Source organism: Rhizobium sp. 01T417, from assembly GCF_056398905.1.
Window position 1 is genome coordinate 42,928 of the sequence record NZ_JBFTQH010000039.1, and the last position, 24,549, is coordinate 67,476.

Here is a 24,549-nt window from a genome sequence, read left to right on the forward strand (position 1 = left end):
GACTGGATTCCAGCTTGCGCTGACCGGCTGAATGGTCATCGCATTCCCAGAACTGCTGAGCGTGCTTTAGGTTCCCTGCGATGAGAAAGCGAAAGCCCGGCAGGGAGGGGGTCCCGCCGGGCCTACTGTGGACCAGCATTTGGGCGATGCATTGGTCCTTGCAGCGTGTTGGGATCGCTACGGTTGGAGAACTGATGGCGGCGAGAAAGGTTCCAGCCAGCTGCGAAAAGCCTCGGTGAGCGTCATGATAATTCGATAATCTCAAGCGACGAACGTAAAAGAACGCAATTAAATCAATTGGATGTCGCGGATATATGAGGGCCGCGAGTGCGGCCATCGCCACAGGCATCCAGAGTGTTGGACGCCGGCCACCCTAGTTGAGGGCCACAGAATTGAATCTTGACCAGACGTGATCAGGGATCGGCTCCTTGATCCCCGCCACCAAGCCCTTGATACGTTGGGCATCGGTGGTTCCAAGCAAAGCGGAAGCGACTGATGAATTCGCAAGAGGAAATTGCAAGGCAGCGCTTGCCAAGTTGACGCCTGACTCCCGGGCAATTTCCTGCGCTGTCTTCGCAAAAGGCGCTAGAGGATCCGAGACGTCACGCTCTTCATTGTCCTCAAGAAGCGTTCCCCCGTTCAGAATCCCTGCAACGATCAGGGGCGTTTGTGTTCGCTGGCACAGTCCCAAGAGACGAGTTCCGGCGGTCCGATCGATCAACGTGTAGCGGCCCGTGAGCATGATGCAGTCGAGCTTGGCCCGCTGCATTACGTCAAGGCATACGCCGACATCGTTCACGCCGATGCCGAAGGCGGCAATGTCTCCATTCGCCTTTAGTTCGTCCAGCGCCTTGACACCACTTTCAAGGAACTTGGCAAGGTGCCGTCGATAGTCCGCGCGACCAAGGGTAGGGGCCTCGAGATCATCAGCCAGTAGAATGTCGATTGATGACAATCCCAACCTGGCCATGCTGAACTCGAAGGAGCGCATCACGCCTTCATAGGAGTAGTCGTACGCGATGTCGAAAGGCATCACATTCGAGGGACGCCCACCGACCGGCGTCAGGATCTTGCCGACCTTGGTGGACAGGACGTAGGACGACCGTTCCTGCGTTCTGAGGAAGTCGCCGAGCCGCCGTTCGGAAAGCCCCAGCCCGTATCCGGGAGCTGTGTCAAAATAGCGGATCCCGCAATCCCAGACCGCTTCCAGAACAGCCTCGCAATCCAGAACACTGCCGAGGTCGCCAACGCGGCTGGCGCCATACCCGATTTCTGACAGTCTGAGCGGCGAGGCGCCAAGTTGACGAAATTTCATTGACGATTGATTCGAGGATAGCGCTGGTTGACCACCTTGGTCCCAGACTTTGGAATGTTGAAGCGGGTGTAGAGCCCGAAATAGTAGCCGTCAAGGAACAGGCGATCATCAACCCGGAAAGGCGTATTGGACGTCGTCCACTTCATTTCTGGAAGCAGACAGTGGATGCAGTGGCGAAGACCGTCCTTGTCCAGGCGAGATCGTACAATGCGTTCAAAGGGGTGTCTTTACGTGCCGTCCGCCGCATCCGGCGACGCATGGCGGCGATGGCCTGTAGGTCGAGGGCCATGACGACAGACAACGACCGCTTTTCGGCGAGCTGATGGCCGTATCAAGCGCGTTGAACCCACACACGCCGGGAGGCTACCTCCATCGAAGGTAGCTGCTCGTCGACCATGTTGCTTCCGGGCGCTGACCGTTGTGATAATGTCGCACCGGAGGCGCCGATGGACCAGGATTTCATCGCATCGATCTACGAAGCAGCAGTCATTCCCGAACTGTGGAAGGGTGGCGGACTGCTCGATCAACTGGCACGTCGCAGCCATGCCCACGACGGTGTTCTGATGGGCGTCTCGCCGGACGGTGATTTTCGTTGGATCGGGAACGACTCCGCCGTTCCGAAGATGAAGGTCTACATCGCAGAGAACTGGGGCTCAAAGAATCCATATCTCCTGAGCAAGGAGCGAACCCGCAGATTCTCTGAACCGCGATTCCTGATGGATACGGACATCATGACCTACGAGGAAATGATGGCGAGCGAGTACTATCAGGGCTTCATGCGACCGCATGGATGCTTCTGGCATGCCGGAACGGGCATAACTTCACCTTCCGGAGATATCATCAAGCTCTCGATCCATCGCAGTTTCGAGGAAGGCCCGCTCCCGAGCACGGTCACCGCATCGCTGACGGAGATAAGGCCACACCTCGCTCGCGCCGCTCTCCTGGCGTCGCGGCTGAAGTTCGAGCAGATCAAGTCGACGATCGACGCAATGGAAGCGCTCGGCATTTGGGCTGGCGCCCTCAAGAACGGTCGGCTGGTCGTAGCCAATCAGAGTTTCCAACGCCTGATCCCGAATACCATACGCGACTGTCGACATCGGCTGGTCATCGACCAGAAGACAGCCGACTTCCGCCGGGAGTCGCTGCTCGAAGCGGGCGTCACCAAATACGGCGGCTCCTTCCCGATCGCCGCACAGGAGGATCAGCTTGCAATGGTCGTCCACGCGCTTCCAATAGCGGGAGCCGCAAACGACATCTTCAATGCAGCCGATCTGCTGCTGGCCATCACGCCCCTGTCGAAGGAGGCAACGGTCGACGAAGGCATTCTTGCTGGCCTCTACGACCTCACCCCTGCGGAAGCGTCCGTCGCCCGCGAGATCGGCCTCGGCAAGAGCGTCGACGAAGTGGCGAAGACCCGCGAAGTCTCCGTGGGGACGATACGAACCCAGCTACACGCGGTCTTCGACAAGACGGGTTCGAAGCGGCAGGCTGAGCTCGCTCGGCTGATTTTCGGTCTCGCCAAGTGCGGCGACTGAAGCGTTCGTCTATCAAATGATATATGCGCGCCAACCCACCTTTTGATAGCCTGCACTGTGGTGGCCGGAGGGGTGCCCTTGCGGCGTTGACGAGGGATTTCGCCGGAAGGTGTCCGGCCACCGATTTGGACAGGAATGCCCCAGCTGGCCCGTTCGAGCTCTGGCCGTTGCGCGCGCCCTATGGCGCCGTTTGTCGGTCCAGGTCGATCGCGGTTTTGATTCTGCTGACAACTGGAGGTTATCATGAGACCGATCATTGCCTTGGCAGTGCTTGCTGCCGTCCCCACCATGGTCCTCGCTCAGGCCGCGCCCAAAGGCGCCGCGCCAATTCCGGCGGCCGAGATCAAGGAAATGTTCTCCGGGAAGACATATAATTTCACCGAGAAAGGCCACAAGGGCGAGAAAGAACCGATCTCCTGGTACCTTGGCGCCGACGGCAAGATGCTGGGTTATACGGGAAACGGACCATCCCATGCCGCAGGCACTTGGTCGACAGCGGACGGGAAGCTTTGTGTCTCCGATCAGTGGGCCGGAGCATGGGGAACGAACCATTCCGACGAATGTCAACTCTGGGCGCGCGATTCCGCGAAGCCGAAGGTTCTTTACCGCGCGGAGCCGAGCAAGGGCGGGAGCTGGACGAAGTTCACGCCGAAGCTGTCCAGCGGCGACACGATAACCCCGAAGATTGAGGCCTTGAAGGTAAAGCTGGCGAAGCAGTAGCAAGCCTGACCTTCGCTCCCTGTCTTTTTCGGGCGCGCGCGCCGGGCTCCCGAAAACAAGGGAGTCTGGCGACTGTCCTAAGTCTCCTCATTTCGCGACATGAATGGGTAGCGCAGCTCCCGGAACTGATTGAATCCTCATGAGCTTCTTTGTGACGGAAACAGGAGGATCACACCATGGTAGCCACACCCGGAGGCCTGCGCCCTCGGCCAATGGTACCTGCTTCATCGAACGCCACTTGCGGGTATCTTGCTTGTAAGCATAAGAGTTTTCATCGTAATTGTTCTCGAGATACAACGAAAATGGTCGCTCCTGCCGATGTGCCATCATCCCGCAGCAAACCTGCTGCCTTCACTGGTGGGGCGGTAATCGGCGCACTTGGCGGTCTTATTGGACTCGGAGGGGCGGAGTTCAGGCTTCCTCTTCTGATCGGAGTTTTCAACGTCGCGGCCCTTGAGGCGGTCATCCTCAACAAGACGATGAGCCTAGTTGTCGTGGCGTCGGCGCTTCCGTTCCGCGCGGCGACGGTACCGTTCAGCGAAATCGGCTCCCACTGGCCAATCGTGGTAAATCTGCTGGCCGGAAGCTTGGCGGGCGCATGGTTCGGGGCCGGATGGGCGACGCGCCTCAAGTCCGAGACCCTCTACAAGATCATCGCCGCGCTTCTGGTCGCCATCGCTTTGGTCCTGATCGTCGGTCACAATGCCGCTGCAGGCGAGCCGCTTCTAACGGGTCGTGCCCAGCTAGTCGCGGGCGTCGTTGCAGGCTTCGTGATTGGTCTCGTGGCGTCCCTTCTCGGAGTAGCGGGCGGCGAACTGCTGATCCCGACGCTCGTGCTTTTGTTCGGTGCGGACATCAAGCTGGCCGGATCGCTGTCGCTCTCGGTCAGCCTGCCGACAATGCTCGTTGGCTTCACGCGATACAGCCGTGATCAGAGCTTTTCGGTACTTGGACGCAACAAAATGTTCGTGATGGTCATGACGGCGGGATCGATCGTCGGCACGTTCATCGGCGGCTTGCTGCTGGGGATCGTTCCGAACGCGGTTCTTTTGCCCGCGCTCGCTGTGATCCTGCTTCTCTCCGCCGTGAAGGTCTGGCGGCACAGGTAGCCGTCAGATCGACTTCAACTGCACTCTCAGTTCGAGCTTGGCCGCGTCTTCCTTCCGCTCGCTGTAGCGGTCCGTGAGGTAGGACGAGGCGTCGCGGGTAAGCAAGGTGAACTTTACCAGTTCCTCGCAGACGTCGACAACACGGTCGTAGTAGGACGACGGCTTCATCCGTCCGTCGGCTTCAAACTCCTGATATGCCTTGGCGACAGAAGACTGATTGGGGATCGTGATCATCCGCATCCAGCGGCCGAGGATGCGAAGCTGGCCGACGGCATTGAATGACTGCGAGCCGCCCGATACCTGCATTACCGCGAGTGTCTTTCCCTGCGTTGGCCGCACCGACCCGACGGCAAGGGGAATCCAGTCGATCTGGGACTTCATGACGCCAGTCATCGCGCCATGGCGCTCGGGGCTGACCCATACCTGGCCTTCGGACCATTCGGAAAGCTCCCTGAGCTCCTGGACCTTGGGATGGCTGACGGGAGCTTCATCTGGCAGGGGGAGGCCCTTGGGATCGAACACCCGAACCTCGCATCCCAGTCGCTCCAGCAGACGGCGCGCCTCGTGAGCGAGAAACCTGCTGTAGGAAACCTCCCTAAGCGAGCCATAGAGGATCAGGATGCGCGGCTTGTGTGTCGAGAACCGCGGGCGAAGCGCTTCGAGGTCAGGTTGGCGCAGATGCCGCTCCTCGAGAGCGGGGAATTCCTCAGACAACGCGCTTTCCCTTCTTGTCGAGAACCTTCTCGCCGTCTTCCTTGGTGAAGGCACCTTTGTGGGTGTCCGGCAGGATATCGAGCACAGATTCGGACGGCCGGCTCAACCTCGTGCCGAGCGGCGCGACCACGAACGGACGGTTGATCAGGATCGGGTCCTTGAGCATGGCGTCGAGCAATTGGTCGTCGGTCAACGAAGGATTGTCGAGACCAAGTTCTTCGTAGGGCGTTCCCTTCTCACGGATCGCCTGACGCACGGTGAGGCCCGCGTCTGCGATCATTTTCACCAGTTCGGCTCGTGACGGCGGCGTCTTGAGGTATTCGATTACAGTCGGCTCGATGCCCGCATTGCGGATCATCTCAAGAGTGTTCCGCGACGTCCCGCATGCGGGGTTGTGGTAGATCGTGACGTCCATGGTCATGTCCTTTCTGTGATGGTGTTTCGGGATACGGCGGGTGCGGCCTCGTACCAGCCCTTGGTGCGGTTCACGATCCAGACCACCGACAACATCACGGGGACCTCGATGAGGACCCCGACAACAGTCGCGAGCGCGGCTCCGGACTGGAAGCCGAACAGGCTGATGGCGGCCGCGACCGCAAGCTCGAAGAAATTGCTGGCTCCGATGAGCGCAGACGGACCGGCGACGCAATGCTGTTCGCCCGATATCCGGTTCAGCAGGTAGGCCAGTCCGGAGTTGAAGTAGACCTGGATCAGAATCGGCACCGCGAGCAAGCCGATGACGGCGGGCTGCGCGATGATTTGCTCGCCCTGTAACCCGAAGAGCAGGACCAAGGTGGCAAGGAGGGAGAGAAGCGAAAGGGGTTGCAGCCATGCCAGCAAACTGTCCAGGGATCGCGTCGTGCCATCGGCAGTCAGGCGCTTACGAACGATCTGGGAGATGGCCACCGGGATGAGGATATAGAGGACCACCGATATCGCCAGAGTATCCCAGGGGACCGTGATCGCCGAGAGGCCCAATAGCAGTCCGACGATCGGTGCGAAAGCGACGATCATGATGGCGTCATTGAGGGCGACCTGTGACAGGGTAAAGTGGGGCTCGCCCTTCGTGAGGTTCGACCACACGAACACCATGGCGGTGCACGGCGCGGCCGCCAGAATGATCAGACCAGCAATGTATGAGTCAATCTGGTCGGCCGGGAGCAGTGGGCGGAAAAGCCATCCGACGAACAGCCAGCCGAGAAGTGCCATCGAGAATGGCTTGACGGCCCAGTTGACGAAGAGGGTGACGCCGATCCCGCGCCAATGGCTGCCGACCTTCGCCAGAGAACCGAAATCGATCTTCAGCAGCATCGGGATGACCATCAGCCAGATCAGCACGGCGACCGGGATGTTCACCTTAGCGACTTCGGCCGCGCCGATGCCATGGAACACGCCAGGCATGACATGGCCGAGCGCGATTCCAACCACGATGCAGAGGAAGACCCAGACGGTCAGATATCGTTCGAACTTGGACATATCATTCGGCCTTTGCGGATTTGACGGACGCGCCCTCAAGCGAGCCAATCTGCCGGACATGCTGTTCGAGCGCCATGCGGTCGATGGAAGCCAAAGGCAGGTTGATGAAGGCGGTAATGCGGTTCTTGAGGAAGCGCGCAGCCTGCGCGAAGGCGCGCTGGATGTCGACCTCACTTCCCCCCACAGCGGCAGGGTCTTCGACGCCCCAGTGCGCCGTCATCGGGTGGCCGATCCAGACCGGGCAGGCTTCACCAGCGGCGCTGTCGCAGACGGTGAAGATGAAGTCCATTTCGGGCGCTCTGGGTTTAGCGAAGACATCCCAGCTTTTTGACGAAAAGCCCGTCGACGGATAGCCGAGGGCGTGCAGTTCCTTGAGCGCGTGCGGGTTCACCTCTCCCTTGGGTTGGCTGCCGGCGGAGAATGCCCTGAAGCGTCCAGCGCCTTCCTTGTTGAGGATGGACTCAGCGAGGATTGAGCGTGCGGAATTGCCCGTGCACAGGAAGAGCACGTTGTAAGTCTTGTCGGTCATGGTCGTGTTCCGTGGTTAGGTCGCAGGCCGCCTGGTCAGTTTCATGATCGTCGCCGAAGCTGGACAGAGCCCCGAGAGCTGGCGGGTGGAAAGGATCGCGTGGGGAAGTTGATCGCGGCCAACAGGCGCGAAGCCGAGGTGCTCGAAAAACCGTGCAGCGTTGGTGGTCGCGAGATAGACGGCGGAACCGTTTGGCGTTCGCGCGATCGTCATTACCGTGAGGCGGCGGCCATATCCCTGTGACCTGAATGCCGGTAGGATCACCATAGACCGCAGGAGAACAGCATCGTGCGAGGCCGCTTCGATCCCGGAGTAGCCAATGATCTGGTTCTCGGTGTCAGCGAGCCGGAAGTATGATCGCCCCGGTTCGCCGATGTCGTCGATCGGTAGCCCAGCTGCCGCAAGACCGGTCGTCAGCTCGTCAGAAACACTGATCGGATCGAGTTTCAGTTCACGCACGGCCCGGTCTCCGGCGAACAGCAGGGTGTGAGATCGGCGATCAGCGGAGCGCACAGCTCGGCGTTTCCGCCGCAGCAGTCCTTGAGCAGAAAGAGCGTGAGTTCGCGGAAACCTTCCAGATCCGCCCGGTAGATGATGGACCTGCTGCGTCGCTCGCTCTTGACGATGCCTGCCCTCGAAAGGGTCGCAAGATGGGCGGACATGGTGTTCTGGGGGACATCCACCATTCGCGCCAGTTCCCCGGCCGGAATGCCATCCGGCTCGGACTTCACAAGCAAGCGGAAGGTTTCTAGCCTTGTCGTCTGCGCCAGGGCGGCAAGCGCCGCAATTGCCACTTTTGATTCCATATATCCAGAATAACGGATGTAAATTCAGTGTCAACTGTTACCTGCGGATATGCGCCGTACCGATACGTTCATCGTCGAAATGGCGTCGCAACAAGTGTCTCGCCAAGCGTGATCTGCCGAGTTCTGCCGCTGAGTTTTAGGGCCTTTAAAGCGCCTTGGTCATTGACGGTTTGGACGATCAGCACTATGCGGTCCAGGCGTCACCGTCCGGTGAATAGCGCGGCGCCGGCAACGGCAACGGCAACGGCAACGGCAACGCCCAACACTCCAGTCCGCGCACGTCAATGGGAACCGCGCCTCAACGGCACATTCCTTTCAATTACTCGTTCATCAGGCAGAAGAGGAAAGAATGTTATCGTATAATCCGCTCGAAACCCAATCCTTTGACGCGTTCCTGTTCGACATGGACGGAACGATCCTCGATTCCAGCGCTGCGTCGGAGCGCGTCTGGGGAGGCTGGGCAAGGGACAACGGAATTCCGACGCCGCCCTATCATGGTCGGCGGGTGGAAGACACGATGGCTGACCTGAGGGCTTTGGGAATTGATCCGGAAAGGGCCGCCGCTGAAATCACAGAACGCGAGCTCGCGGATCTCGACGGCGTTGTTCCAATCCCCGGAGCGCTCGAGTTCCTGACATCGCTTCCAGGTGGGAAATGGGCGGTGGTGACCTCTGCTCCGAAGGAGCTCGCATTGAGGCGTATTGCAGCCGCCGGCTTGCCGCAACCGAAGGCCATCATTGCCGCTGAGAATGTAAGTCGAGGAAAACCGAAGCCCGACCCGTTTCTTGCCGGCGCCGAACTTCTTTCCGTTTCTCCCACGCGATGCCTGGTCTTCGAGGATGCTGACGCGGGGATACATGCCGCGGAGGCTGCTGGTGCCTCTGTTGTTGTTATTACCCACACCAACAGTGCGACCCTCCAGAACCGGCCGGCCGTGCCTGACTACTTGGGTCTGCGTGCCCTGGTGGTGGGAGCGTCACTGGCAGTTGAGCGGACCCACCGCTGAGTGCAATGACGGCGGGGAGCTCGGACCATGGGCTGTTACCGAAATCGGCCGGCGATCACTTAGACAGAGGTTGGCCCGGGATCTGGGTCGATCTTAAGGTGTGTCGTTCCTCGGGTGATCGATCTTCGGGCCCGGTGGACTCCCAAACGTATTGATCGCAGATTGTTTAGCGATCAGATATTGGCTGCGGTGAAGATTTCGAACGGCAGCATATGCTGTGAGACAATTGGCGTTCGGTGCGTGTCCAGCGCCTCCGCCATGGCCCTGACAGGGTGTCCGCAAGCAACCGGGCAGGGTGCCGCTACGAAACAGCCCCTCCCGTCGAGTGTCAGATGACTACGATACCCGTGTGCTTCGCCTTGTTCTCCGGCTCGACATGTATGTTTACGATCGCGCCTTCGATTGCTTTCTTGAGTGCCGCCTCAACGCGGTCGCAGATGCCGTGGGCGATGCCGACCGTCATCTCAGCGGAGACAACCAAATGGAAATCGATGAACGTTGCCACGCCAGCATGCCGCGTTCTGAGAGCGTGCGCCTCAATGGCATCCGTCGCGTTTTGAGAGATGGTCGATTTTATCAGAGCGATTTCTTCGGCCGGGGCGGCCTCATCGAGCAGTCCACTCGCGCTCTCCCGGATTACGCCCCAGCCGCTCCACAACACATGCAGGGCAACCAAGGCGGCGATCCCAGCGTCCAACACGACAATACCCGTGAAAACCACGAGGACGACTCCGACCAGGACGCCGACGGAGGTCACGACATCGGCAAGGAGATGCTTGCCGTCGGCAACCAGCGATGCTGACCGATAGAGCCTGCCTTGACGAATAAGAACATAGCTCCAACCGATGTTCATTAGCGTCGCGACGCCGCTCACGGCAATACCGGTCATCGGCGCTTCGATAACTTTGGGTACGAGGAACCCGTTGTAGGCTTCATGAAGTATCGCGACTGCCGCGCCGACGATCATCGCGCCGACAACAACCGCTGAAAGGTACTCCGCCTTGTGGTGGCCGTAGGGATGCTGCTCATCCGGGGGCCGCGATGCGATCTTTACGGCAACGATGACGGCCAGCGCCGTCACCACGTTGATTATACTTTCAAGTGCGTCCGAAAACAGCGCAACGCTGCCCGTCATCCAATACGCAGCATATTTGATCGCAAGCACAGACAGGCTGACAGCGAGACTTCCCAACGCGATTTTGAGCGAGCGATCCATGGTTTTTTCCCTGTTTGGATTTCGGCGCACCATGCAATGATCCAAGCCACAGAAGCTTCATATCAAGTCATGCATTTGAAATGCGCCGACGCCAGGCCGCGAACGAGGCGGTGACTGACGTCCATTGGACGGATTTAGAAAGGGGCCGGCGTAATGTCAATCAGCTGGAGATTGATTTTATGTAGTAATAAGAATGACTTGCAAATACTCCATTGCAAATGGAAATCAGTCGCAACGTGGGTTCGGCGCGTTGCGGAAATCTGCTCCAGGCTGCTGGCACGATCTGATGCTGAGCCGTTTTTCATCTCAGTAATCGGGATTTGCCGCATCTCGGACCTTGGTCCTGCGGTGTCTAGGACTGAAGTCCGGGAGCTGGAACAGGGGCCTTTGTTGGCGGTTGATCCCCCCAGCGTGATTGTCCGCTGTCAAAGGAGGAAAACCTCATGAATCGCAAAATGGTAGGAATTGCATCCGCTGTGGTCATGGCCTCGAGCGGAGCTTTTGCGCAGTCGGCAGTGGCACCGGGGAAGGTGATCACCTTCGTAGAGAAGGCTCCGGCGCCGACAACGCGGGTCGTCGTCAAAGAAGAGATCGTGGTTGGCCAACCCCTTCCGGAAACCGTCGTGGTAACGCCGATTCCGGACGACCCGGATTACGCCTATGCGATTGTCAACGACGAGCGCGTGATCGTTGAACCTTCGTCGCGAAAAGTCATCCAGCTCATTCAGTAACGGCCTCATCGTCTGAACAGCAGACGGCGACCGTCGTCATTCCTCAAACAAAGGGCACACATGCGCCGCGTCGAAGACGCGGGATGCCATGTAGTGCCCAAGAGGTGGAAAACACCATGAAACACAATCATCTTGCCGTGCTCCTGGCGGCCCTTTCCCTCAGTGTCTCGCCGCTTGCTACCATACCTGCGGCGGCCCAGAACAGCACTAAAACCCAAGGGGGATCGCAATCCGAGACACAGACGGGCACCAGCTCGACCGACACCAAATCAGGCGCCCAGGTCGACCAGTCGCAGTCCGGCACCAGTGCCACCGGCGACTGCATCCCCGATGCTTCGGGCCCATGTCCACAAGGTAAGGGCCAGTCTTCGCAGCAAAAGAGCGGCGAAAAGGCCAAGCCTGGTAGCAGCGACGCTGCGGCAGGCACTGGGAACGCAACGCAGAATTCCAAGACGTCCGGCACGAGTGGCGATGCCGCCAAGCAGTCCACCGATCAGAACAGACCGACGACCAACAAGAAATCGACCGAGACCAACGTCAACAACAATACGACGACGAACAGCGACACGACCAGCACCAAGACCAACGTGAACGTCACGGTCGAGCAGAAGACCGAGATCCGCCAGGTGATCAAGGAAGTTCATGTCGCGCCGGTGACGGAGGTCGACTTCATGGTGTCGGTCGGAACCAGAATTCCCAGGAAGGTCCATCTCCAACGGCTGCCGCCGCGAATTGTGAAGATCGTACCGGCGTACCAAGGCTATCGCTTCTTCATCCTTGCGGATGGCCGGATCGTCATCGTCGATCCAGACGCGCTCACGATCGTCTACGTCATCGAGGTCTAGCAGGCAGTTCCCGGCGGCGTTTTTTCGCGTCGTCGGGCCACTGGAGGATTATGAATGATTTACAACGAAGACAAACCTTCCGGAATTGCATTTCCCTTGATCATCATACTCATCGCGATGGCCGCAATCGTCGGAGGTCTCGTGATGACGGAGCAGCACACAATGTCGGCGCGAGTGTTCGTGCCGCCAGCCGCAGCAGGATCGTGACGCCCGGTGAAAATCTCATGTCATGCTTGAAGATCAGCTGCGCAAATTAGGCTCAGGGTCTCTTATTGCGTCGAGAGGCCCTTCACGCACCGTGCCCGGAGGACGGGCTGCGGCTCGATCATAGTGATCTGGGGTTTCGCATCCTCTTGCTGACGGACGAAAATGACAAACGGCATGTTGGCGAATGAATTGTTGGAGTGCGGGGCCGCCGTCATAGCAACAGGCGCGGGCGTGAGAGGGCTCACGGCGCGGCGACGACCTTTAGCCTGTCAAGAACAGCATCGACCTTTGCAGTCAGTCCGTTGCCGCCCAACCCGATTTTTACGTCACCAATTGCCTCGCTGCTGTTCAGTCTTTCAAAGGCGCCATGTCCCGAAACGTCGACGTAACATTGGCATCATACGCCACCTCAACGGTCTCGGCGTGGGTAGCGCAGGCGCGAGCCTTCGTTGGCGGGACGGAGTTTGGCCGTACGCGTATTCTGAGTTGGCGAAGGTCCAGGCGTGCGCGAACAGCCGAACGTGGCCGATTTCCTGCTCGAGTTGCCGGGGGTGTCAGGCCGGCATCGCCGGAGGCCATTAGCCGATGTAATCTATGGTCGTGCCTCGCGAGGCGCCCCAGTCAACTCGTTCTACAGCAGGATCCAACATTCTCCGTCACAGCAAAGATACGGCACGTCGTCGAATTCGAGGATTTCGCACCCCTGGCGAGTCATTGCACTCGACTTTGCCATTCGTCTTGTGGGCGCGGACGCTTTGGCCTGAGCGAATAGCTGCATGAAAAGAACCGCCTGGGCATTATCTTTGTCGGGTTCAGCGAGCGTAATCTTTGCAAGTGGATGCTGGTGATCTTTGCATTTCACATTGCGGATATGTGATACGGACGAGATCAAGGAAACGGGAATTGATATCCATTGCTCGCACGAGCGCGCAGGTGAAAAATACAAAACAGAGCTGTCCTTTTCATCGACTTTGACGAGCCCATAAAGCGTTAAGTCAAATGGCTCAACGAGCTCGTTGGCAGCCAACTGCGAAATAAACTCAGATGGTTCGTACGTACGCATACAAATAACCCTCCAGTTTGATGTTGCTCGAGTTGATTGCGGGCCGGTATCTGCTCACGGCCAAGCCATTTCGAGAGAGCCGAGGCAGTCGCGTTGCAGCGACCTGGCTATAGTCGGCACAATGCTCTCGTCGGCCGCATTTGGGCCGTGCTCATAAGAGCACAACCGGCCATAGATGACACGTACGCCAATAGCGGTACGTGCTGCCATCGCTGATTGAAAGTCGGAGAAGTCAATGGATCGCGCGAAGTTCTTCGCCGCGCTGCGCCCTCGCACGTCTGGCGTTTTCTGCCCGTCGTTCAGTCAGGCGCAGGTAGCCGGCATCACGGCAGGCGCCTGAGCGCGCACGCGGATCAAGACCGAGGCCATGCAGATCTACGTCAACGCGCAGGCGCAAGTCCTAACTGGTCGTGGCTGGTGGTTTCCGCTGCTGTTCCAGGTTCCTGCTGGTCGAGGCTGCCTCTACCCCAGACGTGGCCGTAGGGGCGCTCCCACCTCCACTCGATGGCTGGATGGGGCATCGTCGGTTCACTCTTCATCGGCTGGTGACCGGATCATGGTGAAATGGCGCAAGTAGCAAGGGTCCGACCTTCACAGGTGGCCGGACCCTCCAATTGCCGCCTCGGGGCATATGAGCACGGCGGCAGCGAGATAGTCGATCGGAGGCCTCCGGTCAATTCATGAAACCAGTGCATGCGCATTTAGAAAGGGCATTCGGGGCGGCGACAGAGACCAGTGATATGGATGTGCAGATCGGGAAAACGCCGACGAGCTGACAACGGTGTGGTCGTCTAATTTACACCTGCCCAATGACGGGGTAGGGTGCCGGCCGACAACAGACGCGGTCGGGGAACCGCCGAATATGGGCGATGTTTCAGGCGATGCCGCCACATCTCGCGATTCTGCCTCTCTGGTGATCGGCGCGACAGCCGCCCAGATCATCGGCGGACTCGTCCCTCAAATGTCGCCATTTGTTGTCGCTGGATTGATCGACGGTCTCTCGCTGTCGGAGCGCGATGCGGGTTTCGTTGCGTCCGTCGAATTGCTGTCTCTCGCGACTGCCGCGATCTTGATCGCACCGTTCTTGTCGCGGTTTTCCTATAGACGGACCAGCCTATTCGCGGTTGTTTTAACGCTGTCTGCGCAAGGCGCATCGATCTTCGCCGCCGGATGGAGCTGGCTCTTGCTTTTGCGTGGATTGGCGGGCATCGGGGAGGGGGTTCTCTACGCGATTTCGCTCAGTATCGTAGCTTCTCACTCCCGGAACCCCGAAAAGATTTTCGGCTACTTCCAACTTGTCTGGGCGATAGGAAGCGCTGCGCTCTTCAGCGTCGGAGGTGAAGTCACCGCCGCGTTCGCACACCGTGGCATTTTCACTCTCCTTGCGGCAACTTCCCTTGCATTCGCACCGCCACTTTTGCTCGTCCCCGGTGTCCGCGCAGTGAAGGACGGCAGTACCAGTGTTGCCGCAACCAAGCCTCTGCTCGGAGTTTTGCTTTTTGCCGCAATCGTTCTGTACGTGGCCGTTTCCGCCGGGCTGTTCGCTTTTAGCGGACCACTGGGCGAACGGGTCGGCCTTGATACCAGCGCGGTCGGATACATACTGACTGCGTCCACACTCGTTGGGCTGGTGGGAGCAGGTGCGGCCACGGTGCTTCACGTCCGCTGGGGCAGGGCAATTCCCATCACGGGGTTCTGCGTTGGTTACATCCTCGTAGTTTTGGCACTCTGCCTCTGGCCTGACCCGGTGGCCTACAGTGCCGCGGTCATTGTATCGGCCGTCCTTTACTACTTCTCGCTGCCGTATCTATTCGGCCTGGCTGCCGCGCTCGATCCCAGCGGACGGTGGGCGGCAGCGGCAGGTTCTGCAAATCTCCTCGGATTTGCAGCAGGTCCTGTTGTTGCGGGTGTCGTGATCGGGGCTTCCGGCTATGCGAGCTTGGCGGCGGTTTCCGGCGCGATGATCGCTGCCGCCTGGGTGCTGGCCATGTACACAATAGGACGCGGGTACAACGGTCGGAATCTTCCCGAGCACCTGCCAAGTTCGGTGGCATTAGACCTGTCTAGTCGAACACCTCGATCGGCAAAGTGAACGCGACAGTCGCGCCCACCGTCTCGTTGTTTTTTACCCAAAGACGGCCCCCGTGGGATTCCACCATTGAGCGGCAAATCGGGAGTCCCATCCCCATCCCCGTGCTCTTCGTCGTGAAGAACGGTTCGAAAACGCGATCAGGATCGCTGAATCCGCTCCCGGAATCCTCAACGGAGATGACAACGGCCTTGGGACCATCTCGATCTGTTTTTATCCTCAACGTCCTCAAGGGGTTCGTGCTGTCCATCGCCTGAATTCCGTTCCGGATCAGGTTCACCAAAATCTGTTGCACCTGGACGCGATCGACTAAAACCTGCAGAAGCGTCGGATCGAGTTCAGTATCGATACGGGTTGTTGTGGCGGCAATTTCGTCCGACATGAGACTCAAAACCTCGTCGATCAGATGGTTCAAGTCCTCGACTGTTCGCGTTTGGGGCCTGTGCTCGAACAGGGCGCGGATTCGACCGACGACATCCGTGACCGCGCCAACGTCCGCGGTGATACGTTCCGCAGCACGCCTGCCCCTCTCTCCGTTCGGTGGGTCGATCGACAGCCATTGCCAGCAGGCCTCGGAATCAGCGGCGATCGCTGCAAGCGGCTGATTGATTTCGTGGGCGATAGACGCCGAAAGCTGTGACAGGTTGGCAGCTTGCGTTGCCTGCGCCAGCTTTTCCGCTGATCGGCGCAGCGCCGCCGTCGCCTGTACCTGGTCCTCGATGTCGTGGCATAGGCCGAACCATTGGACTATATTGCCGTCCTGATCCCGCAAGGGTTCCGCTCGACCCGACATCCATCGATAAGCGCCGTCCGCGCGAAGAAGACGATACCTCATTGAGAATCTGTCCCCGGATGCCAGGCAGCGGGTAAGCTCGGTACCAACGGCCTCGACGTCATCCGGATGGAAAATTGTGTCCATAACGGACTCGAGAGAACTTACGTTGGACAAATCAAGGCCAAGAAAATCGGCCATGCGCTTGTTGACCAGGGTCGTCGTTCCGTCAGGCGTCAACCGCCACAAATGGCTTGGAACCATATCGACGAGTAAGGATAGCTCGAGCGTACGCGCCTTCAGCTCAGCCTTTTGATCCTCGATGTCGACGTTCTGACCGTGCCATGCCGTTACCCGGTGGTATGTGTCCCTCGATGGCCGTCCCTCGGTACGAAACCATCGATATTCACCGTCTGCGCCCCGCAAACGATGCTCGCTCTCGAAAATGTCACCGGTATGCAGCGAATGTCGCCACTTGGCGGCCGCGGCCTCGCGGTCGTCCGGATGGACCCGAGACAGCCAGTCAAACTCTTCGTTCGAAGACCCGACCGAGAAGTACTCTTGCATACTGGGGTTGCTATAAGTGAACTGGCCAGCCGAATCCGTTGACCACACATGGCCGGGCAACGCTTCCACAAGGTCGCGCAGCTCCGCAAAATCGCGCTCGCTTCCGGATAAATCAACCCTCGACAGCGCCTTGCCTTCAGACATTGGCTCCTCCGGTCAAAAAAACACTAAAGCCCACCTTTCGCTCGGTTTGGCGATCAGGCGACTTGTTGAAGGGATGGCGTATTATACGCTGAAGGAACGCTTCTTCAATCCGCCAGCCGTGCCGCATGAAAAAGCGTCCTTATGGTGTGCCGCTTCCAAACCTCGGAAGGAGAATACCCCAACTTCAGTTTACTTGTTGAGGCCGCGCCCCCGCCGTACGAAGGATATCACAGTCGCTCGAAGCGGCGCGATATGGAGGTTCCTGAAAGAGGTTATGGAGATGGACAACAATCCCGCCAACTCGGCTTCCCTGATCTCTTCTTTACCCGGCATCGAACCGGGGGAGTGGGAGGTCGCCGAACTTCTCACGGAAGTCGCGCTGGAGGTCGAAACGATGATGGGTCCAGATATCATGCTGGATATCGTTGCACGCTCAGCCATTCCCCGCGTGGGTTGCTCGCGCGACCGACTTCGCGACGCCGTTATCCAACTACTAGCGAACGCCCGCGAAGCATTGCCAGCGGGCGGAACGATTTCAATCGAAGCTTCGAATAACCATCGTTCCGACGCAAGAGTCGTGGAACTTCGAATTGTCGACAACGGCATTGGCATGGAACGCGAGACCCTCCGGCGTGCTGTCGAGCCGTTTTTCACTACGAAAGCTACTGGACTTGGGGGCCTCGGCCTGACGATCGTCGGTCATTTTGCTGATGAAATCGGAGGACGGTTTCATCTTCACAGCGAGCTGGGCATCGGTACGCGCGCAACACTGTTCCTGCCTCTGTCGGGCGGGCCAGCGAGATAGTGTTCTAAGCGATGGCCCAATTCCCGGAAATGAGAAAGAGATGTCATGAAACCGTCTAAGAAGACCGTCAACTTCGGAGTTCCGTGGGAATCGGCCTATGGCTACTGCCAAGCGATCCAAGTCAAGGATATCGTTTATCTTTCCGGGCAGCTCAGCCACGACAGCGACGGCAACCTCGTCGCTCCTGCCAAACTCGATGCATCCGGTCGTCCTTTGAATTTTTCGAATATGGAATCTCAGATGCGGCAAACCTACGCCAACGCCGCTGTACTCCTCGAAAAATTCGGAGCTACGCTTGCCGATGTGGTCGAGGAAACCCTGTTCGTTCTGGACGTCGATGCTGCCTTCGCGGTTGCCGGAAACGTCCGGAAAGAAGTGTACGCGACAGAGCAGCCGCAGTGCGCCAGCAACCTGATCGGAATTTCACGGCTCGCCTTCCCCGAGCAGCTCATCGAAATCACGTTTCGTGCAGTTTTGGCCTCTGGCTGACTTATTTCGGCCGAGGCGCGTCAGTGTGCTCCACCACCCGCGGAAAGCTGGCCTGGCTTCTTCAGCAGGAGCGACGCTAGCAATGCAGCGACGAGCGCCGCTCCCACAGAAAAAACGTATCGCTGAACGTCATGTTGGTTGCCTGCTGCCGGACCTTGAGGGCGATGGTCACGATAGCCTTGTGCGTCGCAGCGGCTTGGTCGCTGACCCGTGGTTCATGTAGTGGGCCGCCAGCTTGGCAATACGGCTACGGAATGTCTCGGCGAAAGCGCTGATGGAGTTCGTCAGGATGTTGGAGCCGCCGTCGGTCACGGTCTTACGCGCCCGGCGGCAGGATTTATCTGAGTCAGGCCGCGGCTTGTGAGCGTTGCGCGTGCCACGTCCTGAAGTCGAGCGTTCCGGGCTTGGCGATGTCTAACGGCACCAGTGCCCGGTCATCGACCAGTGTGCTGAAGTACCGCGCCTGAGGATCGACAAGAACCTTCCGACTATCGCCGATGGAAGCGAGATATTCGAGCACGAAGTCACTCATCGGTTTTTTCTCAGGTCCGGCGATTTCTATCGTTCGGTTCTCGGCGGTAGCGGTCGCCGGTTCCGTCGACCGTAGCGCTATCAGCGATGCCTCCCAGAAATTCGAGAAACTGCGTCGACCGCACGATCGTATAGGGAGCGCCATCCTTCTTTATAAGCGCTTCCTGTGCGAGTTTCGCCCTGAAGTAGCCGTTCTCCGGAGATCGCTCGATCCCGACGATGGAGAGCGCGACATGGTGGCGAACTCCGGCGGCACGCTCCGCCTTGAGCAGATTGGTCGTTGATGTCTCGAAGAACGAAAGCACGGCGCTCGGTTCCCAAAAGGGGGAGTTTGTGACGTCTATTACGACGTTTGCGCCAGCGCGCGCGCCGTCGAGACCTTCGCCCGTGGAGTGTTGACACCAGTAGACGGAGAGGACTGAACTACCTCGTGCCCGCGCTTTCGCACGCGCTCGGCAACTTTCGTCCCGATCAGGCCGGAGCCTCCGATGATGACGATTTTCATGGGGCCATACCTTGTTTGGGGGCGGCACATCAAAGTTCGGATGTGGCCGCCCACGATCAGAGAAGAGTCGGTTTGAGCCGTAACGCTCGTAACCCTAATCGGTAGCGCCGTCGGGTATTGTAAGTTTCGTCTCGCTAGTGTCGACAACGAAGACAGCGAGAATTTTGGCAGGCTTCGTATCGCTGGCATTGGCGCTGACCTGGTGGTGGTCGCCGGGGACTTCGATCCAATTTTCGCCGGTCTTGTAGATTGTCACTTTACCGTCGTTGAGCTGGCTCTTGATCTCGCCCTCGATGACGGTGGCGTAAATGAATGCGCTCTTGGCATGGGTATGTGACGGGTTATGCCCACCCGGCCCATATTCGACGAGCACGCCGCGCATGCTCTTACCGGGCACGTTGGGGAGGGAGTGGTCGAAGACCACGGAGACTTTGGCGTTGTGAGGTTTGTCCGCCGCGACGGCCGGTACTGCAATCAGCGCTGAGCAAAACAAAAAGGTCGCAAGCTTTCGCATCATGCTTCTCCTTCGCTTTTGATCCTGCCTATGACCGGCAGGGATCGTATGCGACCTACGAGGAGGAAAAATAGATATACCAAGGTTAGTAACAGCGGTCGGGAAAAGGACAGTCGATAACGCCTGCCTTTGGTCACGCGGGACGAAGGCTTTGGCAGCCAGTGGGTTCTGTAGGAAAGCATGGTCTCTGAGGCCGTTGCGCTCGGTCGCCCAAATGAGCCCCCAAACCTAAGCATACCTCGACCACATCTCGTCCCCGATCTAGGGTTCCGATCGCGACCTATGACCGACAGCTCTCAACAACCCAATCAGGAGCCTATCATGTCAACGGTAGAAGCAAGACAAACTACCACGTCGATCCCCGGTGCAATGCTAGGTAACCCGCAGGACGAGCTGGTCCCCTCGCGCTATGCAGTGCGCGTCGGCGACATCGACGTACTTGTGATCAGCGACGGCGTGCTGACGCCGCCGGCCGAGTCAATGGCCACCAACGCCGACCCAGCGACCCGTTCGGCTTGGCTGGGCGACATGTTCTTGTCGAAAGAGGCTTTCGACTGGGCTTTGAATGCTGTTGTCGTGCGCAGTGGCAGCCAGACGATACTGATAGACACCGGTCTGGGGGAGGAATATCCGGACTTCCCGCGGGCGGGCTTGTTCGTCCAGCGGCTGGAGGCGGCTGGAATCGATCTTGCGGCCGTGACCGACGTCGTCCTCACCCACATGCACTTCGACCACGTTGGCGGATTGCTCGCTGAAGGCGTGAAGGAACGGCTGCGCACGGACCTGAGGGTTCACGTGTCGTCCGCAGAAGCCGAATTCTGGAAGTCACCCGACTTCTCTCGTACGGCGATGCCGCCGCCACTTGTGGAACTCGCACGGCGTGCGTCTCTCGAATTCTTGGGTGAATACAGCAGTCACCTTCGAACATTTATCCACGAGGCCGAGGTAGCACCGGGCGTCGTCGTCACTCGCACGGGTGGCCATACTCCAGGACACAGCGTTGTCCGCCTGACGTCAGGTGGCGAACGACTGATGTTCGCGGGCGACGCCATATTCCCGGTTTCGTTCGAACACCCGGAATGGCATAACGGCTTCGAACACGATCCAGAGGAAGCAACCCGCGTTCGGCTTCGCCTTATGCGCGAGCTTGCGACGAACGGCTCGTGGCTTGTCTCCACGCATTTGCCATTCCCGTCTGTTGGCCGGGTGGCGGCGGCTAACGATCTATTTCGCTGGGTTCCGGTGTGGTGGGATTTCTGACGGCTGAAGCGCATTAACTCGATAGCTGCCGTGTTTGATTCCGCTTTCGTGGCTCGATCCTGGCTCGTTGTAACGCCCGCTTGATCTGCGGCTAAAGCGGGCGTTGTTCGGAGCAAGGGCGGCACTCGTGGGGCATGATTGATTTGCGCTTGACCTCAACGACAATCAACCTCGCGCTCAACCTTCCGATTTCTGACATACTACGACACGGGGACGACGTTGATCGATACCTATGTCGGGCTGGCTGCGACGTGCGTCAACGCGCCATCTTCCGCCACTGGTGCACCGACGCATCTGCCCGCGCTATGAGTGACGAGTAGCTGTAGTTGCACTTTTCGATCGCTCATGCCTAGGACGCGCACACACGATCCCATAAATCTTTAATGCCGGTGTCGGATAGCTCGACTCTTGTTCGTCCTTGGTGAGAAAGAGGAGGATCCAGAATGAACGATGAAAAAGCCCCCACCAGCGACGAAGAAGCAATTGCCGCGATGCTGATGATGCGCGCGACCGCGATCAGGGAAAGAAACGCCAAGGATGCATTGTCCTATGACGCTGAGGATTCTGTCGAGTTCTCGCTGGCGCCGCCCCTCGTTCATCACGGAAAGGATAAGGCTGGTCTCCAAGCGTGGTTCGACACCTGGGATGGTCCGATCGGCGGCGAGGTCGAGGATGCAAAGCTGACAATCGGCGTAGACGTAGCCTTTTGGAGCGGGCTGGTCCATATGACGGGTACGAAGACGGAGGGGACAAACGTTGATCTCTGGTTCCGGCAGACGCTCGGGCTCGTGAAGCGCAATGGCCGTTGGTTGGTTGCCCACCAGCATGAGTCTGTTCCGTTCGCCATGGATGGCAGCGGTCGCGCTCTGCTGGATCTGAAGCCCTGACGGAGCCAAAAGGAGCTCCTCCACAAAAGGGTTTTCCGAGGGATTCAATCCGCGCTTGTATTGTAGCGAGCTATCATTGCTGCCTCCATTGAATGATCTGGTCGATACTGTCGGAATAGCGAGTAGTGGCTGAACACGAAGTCCCTTGATCGGTCGGAAATACGGCGTCGATCTCAGGAGATGACTTATAGACATATGTCAGACGCGCAATCATCGTTTCGTCCGGAAATGGGAGGGTGCCGTCGCGGAAAGCCTTCACGGCGATGACGGTGCCAACGACTGCGAGGATGTCGTTATTCTTTCCGGCTTCACGGGCCACCATGATCAGATTCCAATCGCGGTATCCTTGGGGAGAGCGGGGTCGTTGAGGAGATCGGACGTTTCGACGCTAGGAAACAGCGGGAAGGAACCCGCCATAACACTGGAATTGGGGAATGTTCCAGTCGCGCGGGACAAAAATAAGTGCCCCGCAGGAGTGCTGACAAGCGGGGCACCTAGGCAGTTTACAGTTTTGAAAAATGGAACAGCGGAGACCGGAATATCTTGCCGTTCCATCCGCCGAAACGAATCACGCGGTTATTGGTTCCAGAGGCCGAGAGTGCGCAGGGCCGGAGGTAATTCAATCGCAGCCTCTCGGGACGGGACGCATTCGTAAGGTGTCCCTACCAGGTGATGCTTGCTCGCTCGGGTACACCGGTCGTCGCCTGGCGCTCTGCGCCTTACTTGTTCTTAAGTAGCCAGACCTTCCCGGCCATCGTGATCCCGTAGACGTCTTTCGAGTTGTCATCGTCGAGATGCCGCCGCTCTAGGAAGCCATGTCCATTTAGCTCATCCAAAGTTTTAGCTGTTACGGACTTCACTTTCTGGGGCCGTTCCTTCCAGCGGTCAGACTTCGCGTAAGTCACCGTTGCATTCTGGTGCGTCCATTTACTCGACGGTTGCGGATATAGATCTCCGTCCTTGGCGAGTTTCAATGCGGCAATCTGCGATGGGGTAAGCTCAATCATGTTTAGGGAACCTGTATCGTTTGAAGACGTCGTCCTAACACAATCCATTGGCTTTGCACGCCCAGCTTTTTCCCAATCATTGCGGCCGTGCACAGTCGAAAGCATGGGCGTCCTGCGTGCGACGGATTACCTGAAAAATCGATCCAACCGCACCCGCGAGCCAGCACCATTCTAAACTGGTGCCTGAGATAGAAGGTGCCGAAAACACCGATGATAGTGACAACCTCCCAGTGCGCCTCCCAAACCTGAAAAATGCACATAGGACGTTGCCATCAATTTGCAGCTTGACGGTGTATTTCCGTGTCGCTTCGATGATGGGTGCCTGCTTTCCGCTGTTAGCTTGCCGCATCATCCTTGCTGCGCATCGCGTTCTCAATTGGCCGTTTGAAGCTGCGCGAACTTTTCCACTGTCGCAACTATTGGCGTCATCCGCAGGGTCATCGACCGCAAGCGGCCCGTCTGCGACATTGGATCATGACCACCTAACGAAGCTATGCCCTGCCAAGATGCTTCGGCCAGAATTCCTGATGTATTTTTGCGGCTTCGTCTTGAAGGTTCGTCGGACCAACCACGGTGACGACGCGCGCGCCGGTTTGCAAAATCGACCGGCTCGGCACGTTCAACCCGATCCCAGCGATCTCGCCAAGCCGCGTTTCCGAGCACGCAAACACCATGCGCCCGATACCCGACCAGTAAATTGCCCCCGAGCACATCGCGCAAGGCTCCGTGCTGGTGTAAATCGTGCAGTGATCGAGAAAAGCAGTATCGTAGTGCTTCGCCGCCAGCTTAACCAGATTCATCTCGGCGTGGTTGGTCATGTCGTGGCCGCTATAGACACTGTTTTCAGCGCGCAGGATTATGTCGCCGTCCTTGACCAGCAGCGACCCAAACGGTTCGTCGCCGTGTTCTACCGCGGATTTCGAAAGTGCAATTGCCTCGTGCAAAAATGGATCGTGGCTTTCCATCGAATCCTCCCCAAACACTAGAGCGGCTTGAATTTGCCTTGAATCGAAGGGATTTCCAAGGTGCTGCTGATGATCCTGGCGGATAATTTGGCCTCCGCGCTTCGAGATCGGCGACACCGTGGGCGGGTAACGGGTGCCGATACCCACCATGCTCTCCTTGAGAGGTTGCCAAGGCCGCATGTTGTCGATGATTTTGGTCTCCGCTCCCCCCGAGAGTAAAAGACATGCCGACGTGATGCCCCATCACGTCAAGCTCTCTTTAACCGCGTATTCCTTTGCCCATTGTCATATCGGGTTGAATTGTTTTCTTGAGCTTTCACTTTAATCGCCTGATGGCAAAGTCACCGCCATCAAGGCCACTCCTGGCAGACGAATGACGACGGTTTAATTGAAGTGGAAGGTCGAGCAAACTGCCACGATGGTTCCAAGCTGCCATTCCATCGTCGCGCCCTTACGGCTGAGTACCGGTTGACGGATTTGCCGGAGCGGCGGCCGGCGGGCTTGCGGGAACCGCTGGCTTCGGAATAGATCGAGAAATCGGGGGCGTTGTGGATGCAGTTGAAGTTGGGTCGGTTGCGGTGCCACCCCACTGGATCCATGCAAATGCAGCCACCAAAATGATGGCGGCGAGAGCAATCCAGGGACCCCAGGCTCCACCACGACGTTCAAGTGGCGTCGTGCGAAGATCGAGGCCTTTCTCAGAATTAGGATCATAGGGCATTGCATTTTCTCCATTGATAGA

At 58.3% G+C, this 24,549-nt stretch carries 26 protein-coding genes and 3 pseudogenes; 13 read left to right on the plus strand and 16 right to left on the minus strand.

What is annotated here, in order from left to right; translation table 11 throughout:
- Positions 1 to 373: 373 nt before the first annotated feature.
- Complete coding sequence (locus tag AC1DPR_RS26055; protein ID WP_477817436.1) at positions 374 to 1,315, minus strand: aldo/keto reductase; 942 nt, start codon at positions 1,313 to 1,315, stop codon at positions 374 to 376.
- Between AC1DPR_RS26055 and AC1DPR_RS26060 the strand changes: the two genes are divergently transcribed.
- From AC1DPR_RS26060 to AC1DPR_RS26075, 4 genes are all read left to right on the plus strand, one after another.
- Positions 1,315 to 1,638, plus strand: coding sequence for a hypothetical protein (locus AC1DPR_RS26060; protein ID WP_477817437.1), 324 nt, complete (start codon positions 1,315 to 1,317; stop codon positions 1,636 to 1,638). The two genes, AC1DPR_RS26055 and AC1DPR_RS26060, sit on opposite strands and share 1 nt — an antisense overlap.
- Before the next feature lie 123 nt (positions 1,639 to 1,761).
- Positions 1,762 to 2,850 carry a helix-turn-helix transcriptional regulator gene (locus AC1DPR_RS26065; RefSeq protein ID WP_477817438.1) on the plus strand — a complete coding sequence of 363 codons (1,089 nt, stop codon included), beginning with the start codon at positions 1,762 to 1,764 and terminating at the stop codon, positions 2,848 to 2,850.
- Between the two features lie 243 nt (positions 2,851 to 3,093).
- Entirely contained in the window at positions 3,094 to 3,570 is a 477-nt protein-coding gene (locus tag AC1DPR_RS26070) for a DUF995 domain-containing protein (RefSeq protein WP_477817439.1), read from the plus strand.
- Positions 3,571 to 3,872: 302 nt separating this feature from the next.
- A complete protein-coding gene (locus AC1DPR_RS26075) occupies positions 3,873 to 4,679 on the plus strand; it encodes a sulfite exporter TauE/SafE family protein (RefSeq protein ID WP_477817440.1) in 807 nt (268 codons plus the stop codon).
- 3 nt (positions 4,680 to 4,682) lie between these two features.
- Here AC1DPR_RS26075 and arsH read toward each other — a convergent pair whose 3' ends face one another.
- Genes arsH through AC1DPR_RS26105 form a run of 6 tightly spaced genes read right to left on the minus strand, consistent with a single transcriptional unit; the run spans position 4,683 to position 8,204 of the window.
- Entirely contained in the window at positions 4,683 to 5,393 is a 711-nt protein-coding gene (arsH, locus tag AC1DPR_RS26080) for an arsenical resistance protein ArsH (protein WP_477817441.1), read from the minus strand.
- Positions 5,386 to 5,814: an arsenate reductase (glutaredoxin) gene (gene arsC, locus AC1DPR_RS26085; protein WP_477817442.1), complete on the minus strand. Its 429-nt coding sequence runs from the start codon at positions 5,812 to 5,814 to the stop codon at positions 5,386 to 5,388. The genes arsH and arsC overlap by 8 nt, the downstream gene beginning before the upstream one ends.
- Positions 5,811 to 6,869: an ACR3 family arsenite efflux transporter gene (gene arsB / locus AC1DPR_RS26090; RefSeq protein ID WP_477817443.1), complete on the minus strand. Its 1,059-nt coding sequence runs from the start codon at positions 6,867 to 6,869 to the stop codon at positions 5,811 to 5,813. The genes arsC and arsB overlap by 4 nt, the downstream gene beginning before the upstream one ends.
- Before the next feature lies 1 nt (position 6,870).
- On the minus strand, positions 6,871 to 7,398 hold the full coding sequence (locus AC1DPR_RS26095; protein WP_477817444.1) for an arsenate reductase ArsC: 528 nt from the start codon (positions 7,396 to 7,398) through the stop codon (positions 6,871 to 6,873).
- A gap of 15 nt (positions 7,399 to 7,413) precedes the next feature.
- Positions 7,414 to 7,857 (minus strand): GNAT family N-acetyltransferase, encoded by a 444-nt coding sequence (locus AC1DPR_RS26100; RefSeq protein ID WP_477817445.1) that lies wholly within the window; start codon positions 7,855 to 7,857, stop codon positions 7,414 to 7,416.
- Positions 7,845 to 8,204 carry an ArsR/SmtB family transcription factor gene (locus AC1DPR_RS26105; RefSeq protein ID WP_062370190.1) on the minus strand — a complete coding sequence of 120 codons (360 nt, stop codon included), beginning with the start codon at positions 8,202 to 8,204 and terminating at the stop codon, positions 7,845 to 7,847. The genes AC1DPR_RS26100 and AC1DPR_RS26105 overlap by 13 nt, the downstream gene beginning before the upstream one ends.
- A gap of 349 nt (positions 8,205 to 8,553) precedes the next feature.
- Between AC1DPR_RS26105 and AC1DPR_RS26110 the strand changes: the two genes are divergently transcribed.
- On the plus strand, positions 8,554 to 9,210 hold the full coding sequence (locus AC1DPR_RS26110) for an HAD-IA family hydrolase (protein WP_477817446.1): 657 nt from the start codon (positions 8,554 to 8,556) through the stop codon (positions 9,208 to 9,210).
- Positions 9,211 to 9,538: 328 nt separating this feature from the next.
- On the opposite strand, the gene AC1DPR_RS26115 is transcribed toward AC1DPR_RS26110, so the two are convergent.
- Complete coding sequence (locus tag AC1DPR_RS26115) at positions 9,539 to 10,426, minus strand: cation diffusion facilitator family transporter (RefSeq protein WP_477817447.1); 888 nt, start codon at positions 10,424 to 10,426, stop codon at positions 9,539 to 9,541.
- 443 nt (positions 10,427 to 10,869) lie between these two features.
- Between AC1DPR_RS26115 and AC1DPR_RS26120 the strand changes: the two genes are divergently transcribed.
- The 3 genes from AC1DPR_RS26120 (at position 10,870) to AC1DPR_RS26130 (ending at position 12,209) form a co-directional block, all read left to right on the plus strand.
- The gene (locus tag AC1DPR_RS26120; RefSeq protein ID WP_477817448.1) at positions 10,870 to 11,157 is read left to right on the plus strand and encodes a DUF1236 domain-containing protein; all 288 of its coding nucleotides are present in this window, start codon (positions 10,870 to 10,872) and stop codon (positions 11,155 to 11,157) included.
- Positions 11,158 to 11,273: 116 nt separating this feature from the next.
- The gene (locus AC1DPR_RS26125) at positions 11,274 to 12,002 is read left to right on the plus strand and encodes a DUF1236 domain-containing protein (protein ID WP_477817449.1); all 729 of its coding nucleotides are present in this window, start codon (positions 11,274 to 11,276) and stop codon (positions 12,000 to 12,002) included.
- A gap of 54 nt (positions 12,003 to 12,056) precedes the next feature.
- Positions 12,057 to 12,209 carry a hypothetical protein gene (locus AC1DPR_RS26130; RefSeq protein ID WP_018859058.1) on the plus strand — a complete coding sequence of 51 codons (153 nt, stop codon included), beginning with the start codon at positions 12,057 to 12,059 and terminating at the stop codon, positions 12,207 to 12,209.
- A 631-nt stretch (positions 12,210 to 12,840) separates the two neighbouring features.
- Here AC1DPR_RS26130 and AC1DPR_RS26135 read toward each other — a convergent pair.
- Complete coding sequence (locus AC1DPR_RS26135; protein ID WP_477817450.1) at positions 12,841 to 13,272, minus strand: hypothetical protein; 432 nt, start codon at positions 13,270 to 13,272, stop codon at positions 12,841 to 12,843.
- Between the two features lie 862 nt (positions 13,273 to 14,134).
- Here AC1DPR_RS26135 and AC1DPR_RS26140 point away from each other — a divergent pair.
- Positions 14,135 to 15,364: an MFS transporter gene (locus AC1DPR_RS26140; protein ID WP_477817451.1), complete on the plus strand. Its 1,230-nt coding sequence runs from the start codon at positions 14,135 to 14,137 to the stop codon at positions 15,362 to 15,364.
- Here the strand turns inward: AC1DPR_RS26140 and AC1DPR_RS26145 are convergent.
- Positions 15,336 to 16,844: a PAS domain-containing sensor histidine kinase gene (locus AC1DPR_RS26145; protein WP_477817452.1), complete on the minus strand. Its 1,509-nt coding sequence runs from the start codon at positions 16,842 to 16,844 to the stop codon at positions 15,336 to 15,338. The two genes, AC1DPR_RS26140 and AC1DPR_RS26145, sit on opposite strands and share 29 nt — an antisense overlap.
- A gap of 280 nt (positions 16,845 to 17,124) precedes the next feature.
- Between AC1DPR_RS26145 and AC1DPR_RS26150 the strand changes: the two genes are divergently transcribed.
- Both AC1DPR_RS26150 and AC1DPR_RS26155 read left to right on the plus strand, forming a co-directional pair.
- Positions 17,125 to 17,649 (plus strand): ATP-binding protein, encoded by a 525-nt coding sequence (locus AC1DPR_RS26150; protein WP_477817453.1) that lies wholly within the window; start codon positions 17,125 to 17,127, stop codon positions 17,647 to 17,649.
- Between the two features lie 45 nt (positions 17,650 to 17,694).
- Positions 17,695 to 18,138 (plus strand): Rid family hydrolase, encoded by a 444-nt coding sequence (locus tag AC1DPR_RS26155; RefSeq protein ID WP_477817454.1) that lies wholly within the window; start codon positions 17,695 to 17,697, stop codon positions 18,136 to 18,138.
- A 20-nt stretch (positions 18,139 to 18,158) separates the two neighbouring features.
- Here the strand turns inward: AC1DPR_RS26155 and AC1DPR_RS26160 are convergent.
- The 3 genes and pseudogenes from AC1DPR_RS26160 to AC1DPR_RS26170 form a co-directional block, all read right to left on the minus strand.
- Positions 18,159 to 18,435 (minus strand): annotated as a pseudogene (locus AC1DPR_RS26160) (EmrB/QacA family drug resistance transporter); the annotation flags it as partial.
- A gap of 49 nt (positions 18,436 to 18,484) precedes the next feature.
- A pseudogene (locus tag AC1DPR_RS26165) lies at positions 18,485 to 19,174 on the minus strand (SDR family oxidoreductase).
- Positions 19,175 to 19,268: 94 nt separating this feature from the next.
- Positions 19,269 to 19,688: a cupin domain-containing protein gene (locus AC1DPR_RS26170; RefSeq protein ID WP_477817455.1), complete on the minus strand. Its 420-nt coding sequence runs from the start codon at positions 19,686 to 19,688 to the stop codon at positions 19,269 to 19,271.
- Positions 19,689 to 20,009: 321 nt separating this feature from the next.
- Here AC1DPR_RS26170 and AC1DPR_RS26175 point away from each other — a divergent pair, with 321 nt between their 5' ends.
- A complete protein-coding gene (locus AC1DPR_RS26175; protein WP_477817456.1) occupies positions 20,010 to 20,948 on the plus strand; it encodes an MBL fold metallo-hydrolase in 939 nt (312 codons plus the stop codon).
- A gap of 443 nt (positions 20,949 to 21,391) precedes the next feature.
- Positions 21,392 to 21,835 (plus strand): YybH family protein, encoded by a 444-nt coding sequence (locus tag AC1DPR_RS26180; protein ID WP_477817457.1) that lies wholly within the window; start codon positions 21,392 to 21,394, stop codon positions 21,833 to 21,835.
- Between the two features lie 73 nt (positions 21,836 to 21,908).
- Here the strand turns inward: AC1DPR_RS26180 and AC1DPR_RS26185 are convergent.
- The 3 genes and pseudogenes from AC1DPR_RS26185 to AC1DPR_RS26195 form a co-directional block, all read right to left on the minus strand.
- A pseudogene (locus AC1DPR_RS26185) lies at positions 21,909 to 22,175 on the minus strand (hypothetical protein); the annotation flags it as partial.
- A 379-nt stretch (positions 22,176 to 22,554) separates the two neighbouring features.
- A complete protein-coding gene (locus AC1DPR_RS26190; RefSeq protein WP_477817458.1) occupies positions 22,555 to 22,842 on the minus strand; it encodes a hypothetical protein in 288 nt (95 codons plus the stop codon).
- A 491-nt stretch (positions 22,843 to 23,333) separates the two neighbouring features.
- On the minus strand, positions 23,334 to 23,807 hold the full coding sequence (locus AC1DPR_RS26195; protein ID WP_477817509.1) for a nucleoside deaminase: 474 nt from the start codon (positions 23,805 to 23,807) through the stop codon (positions 23,334 to 23,336).
- Positions 23,808 to 24,549 lie beyond the last annotated feature (742 nt).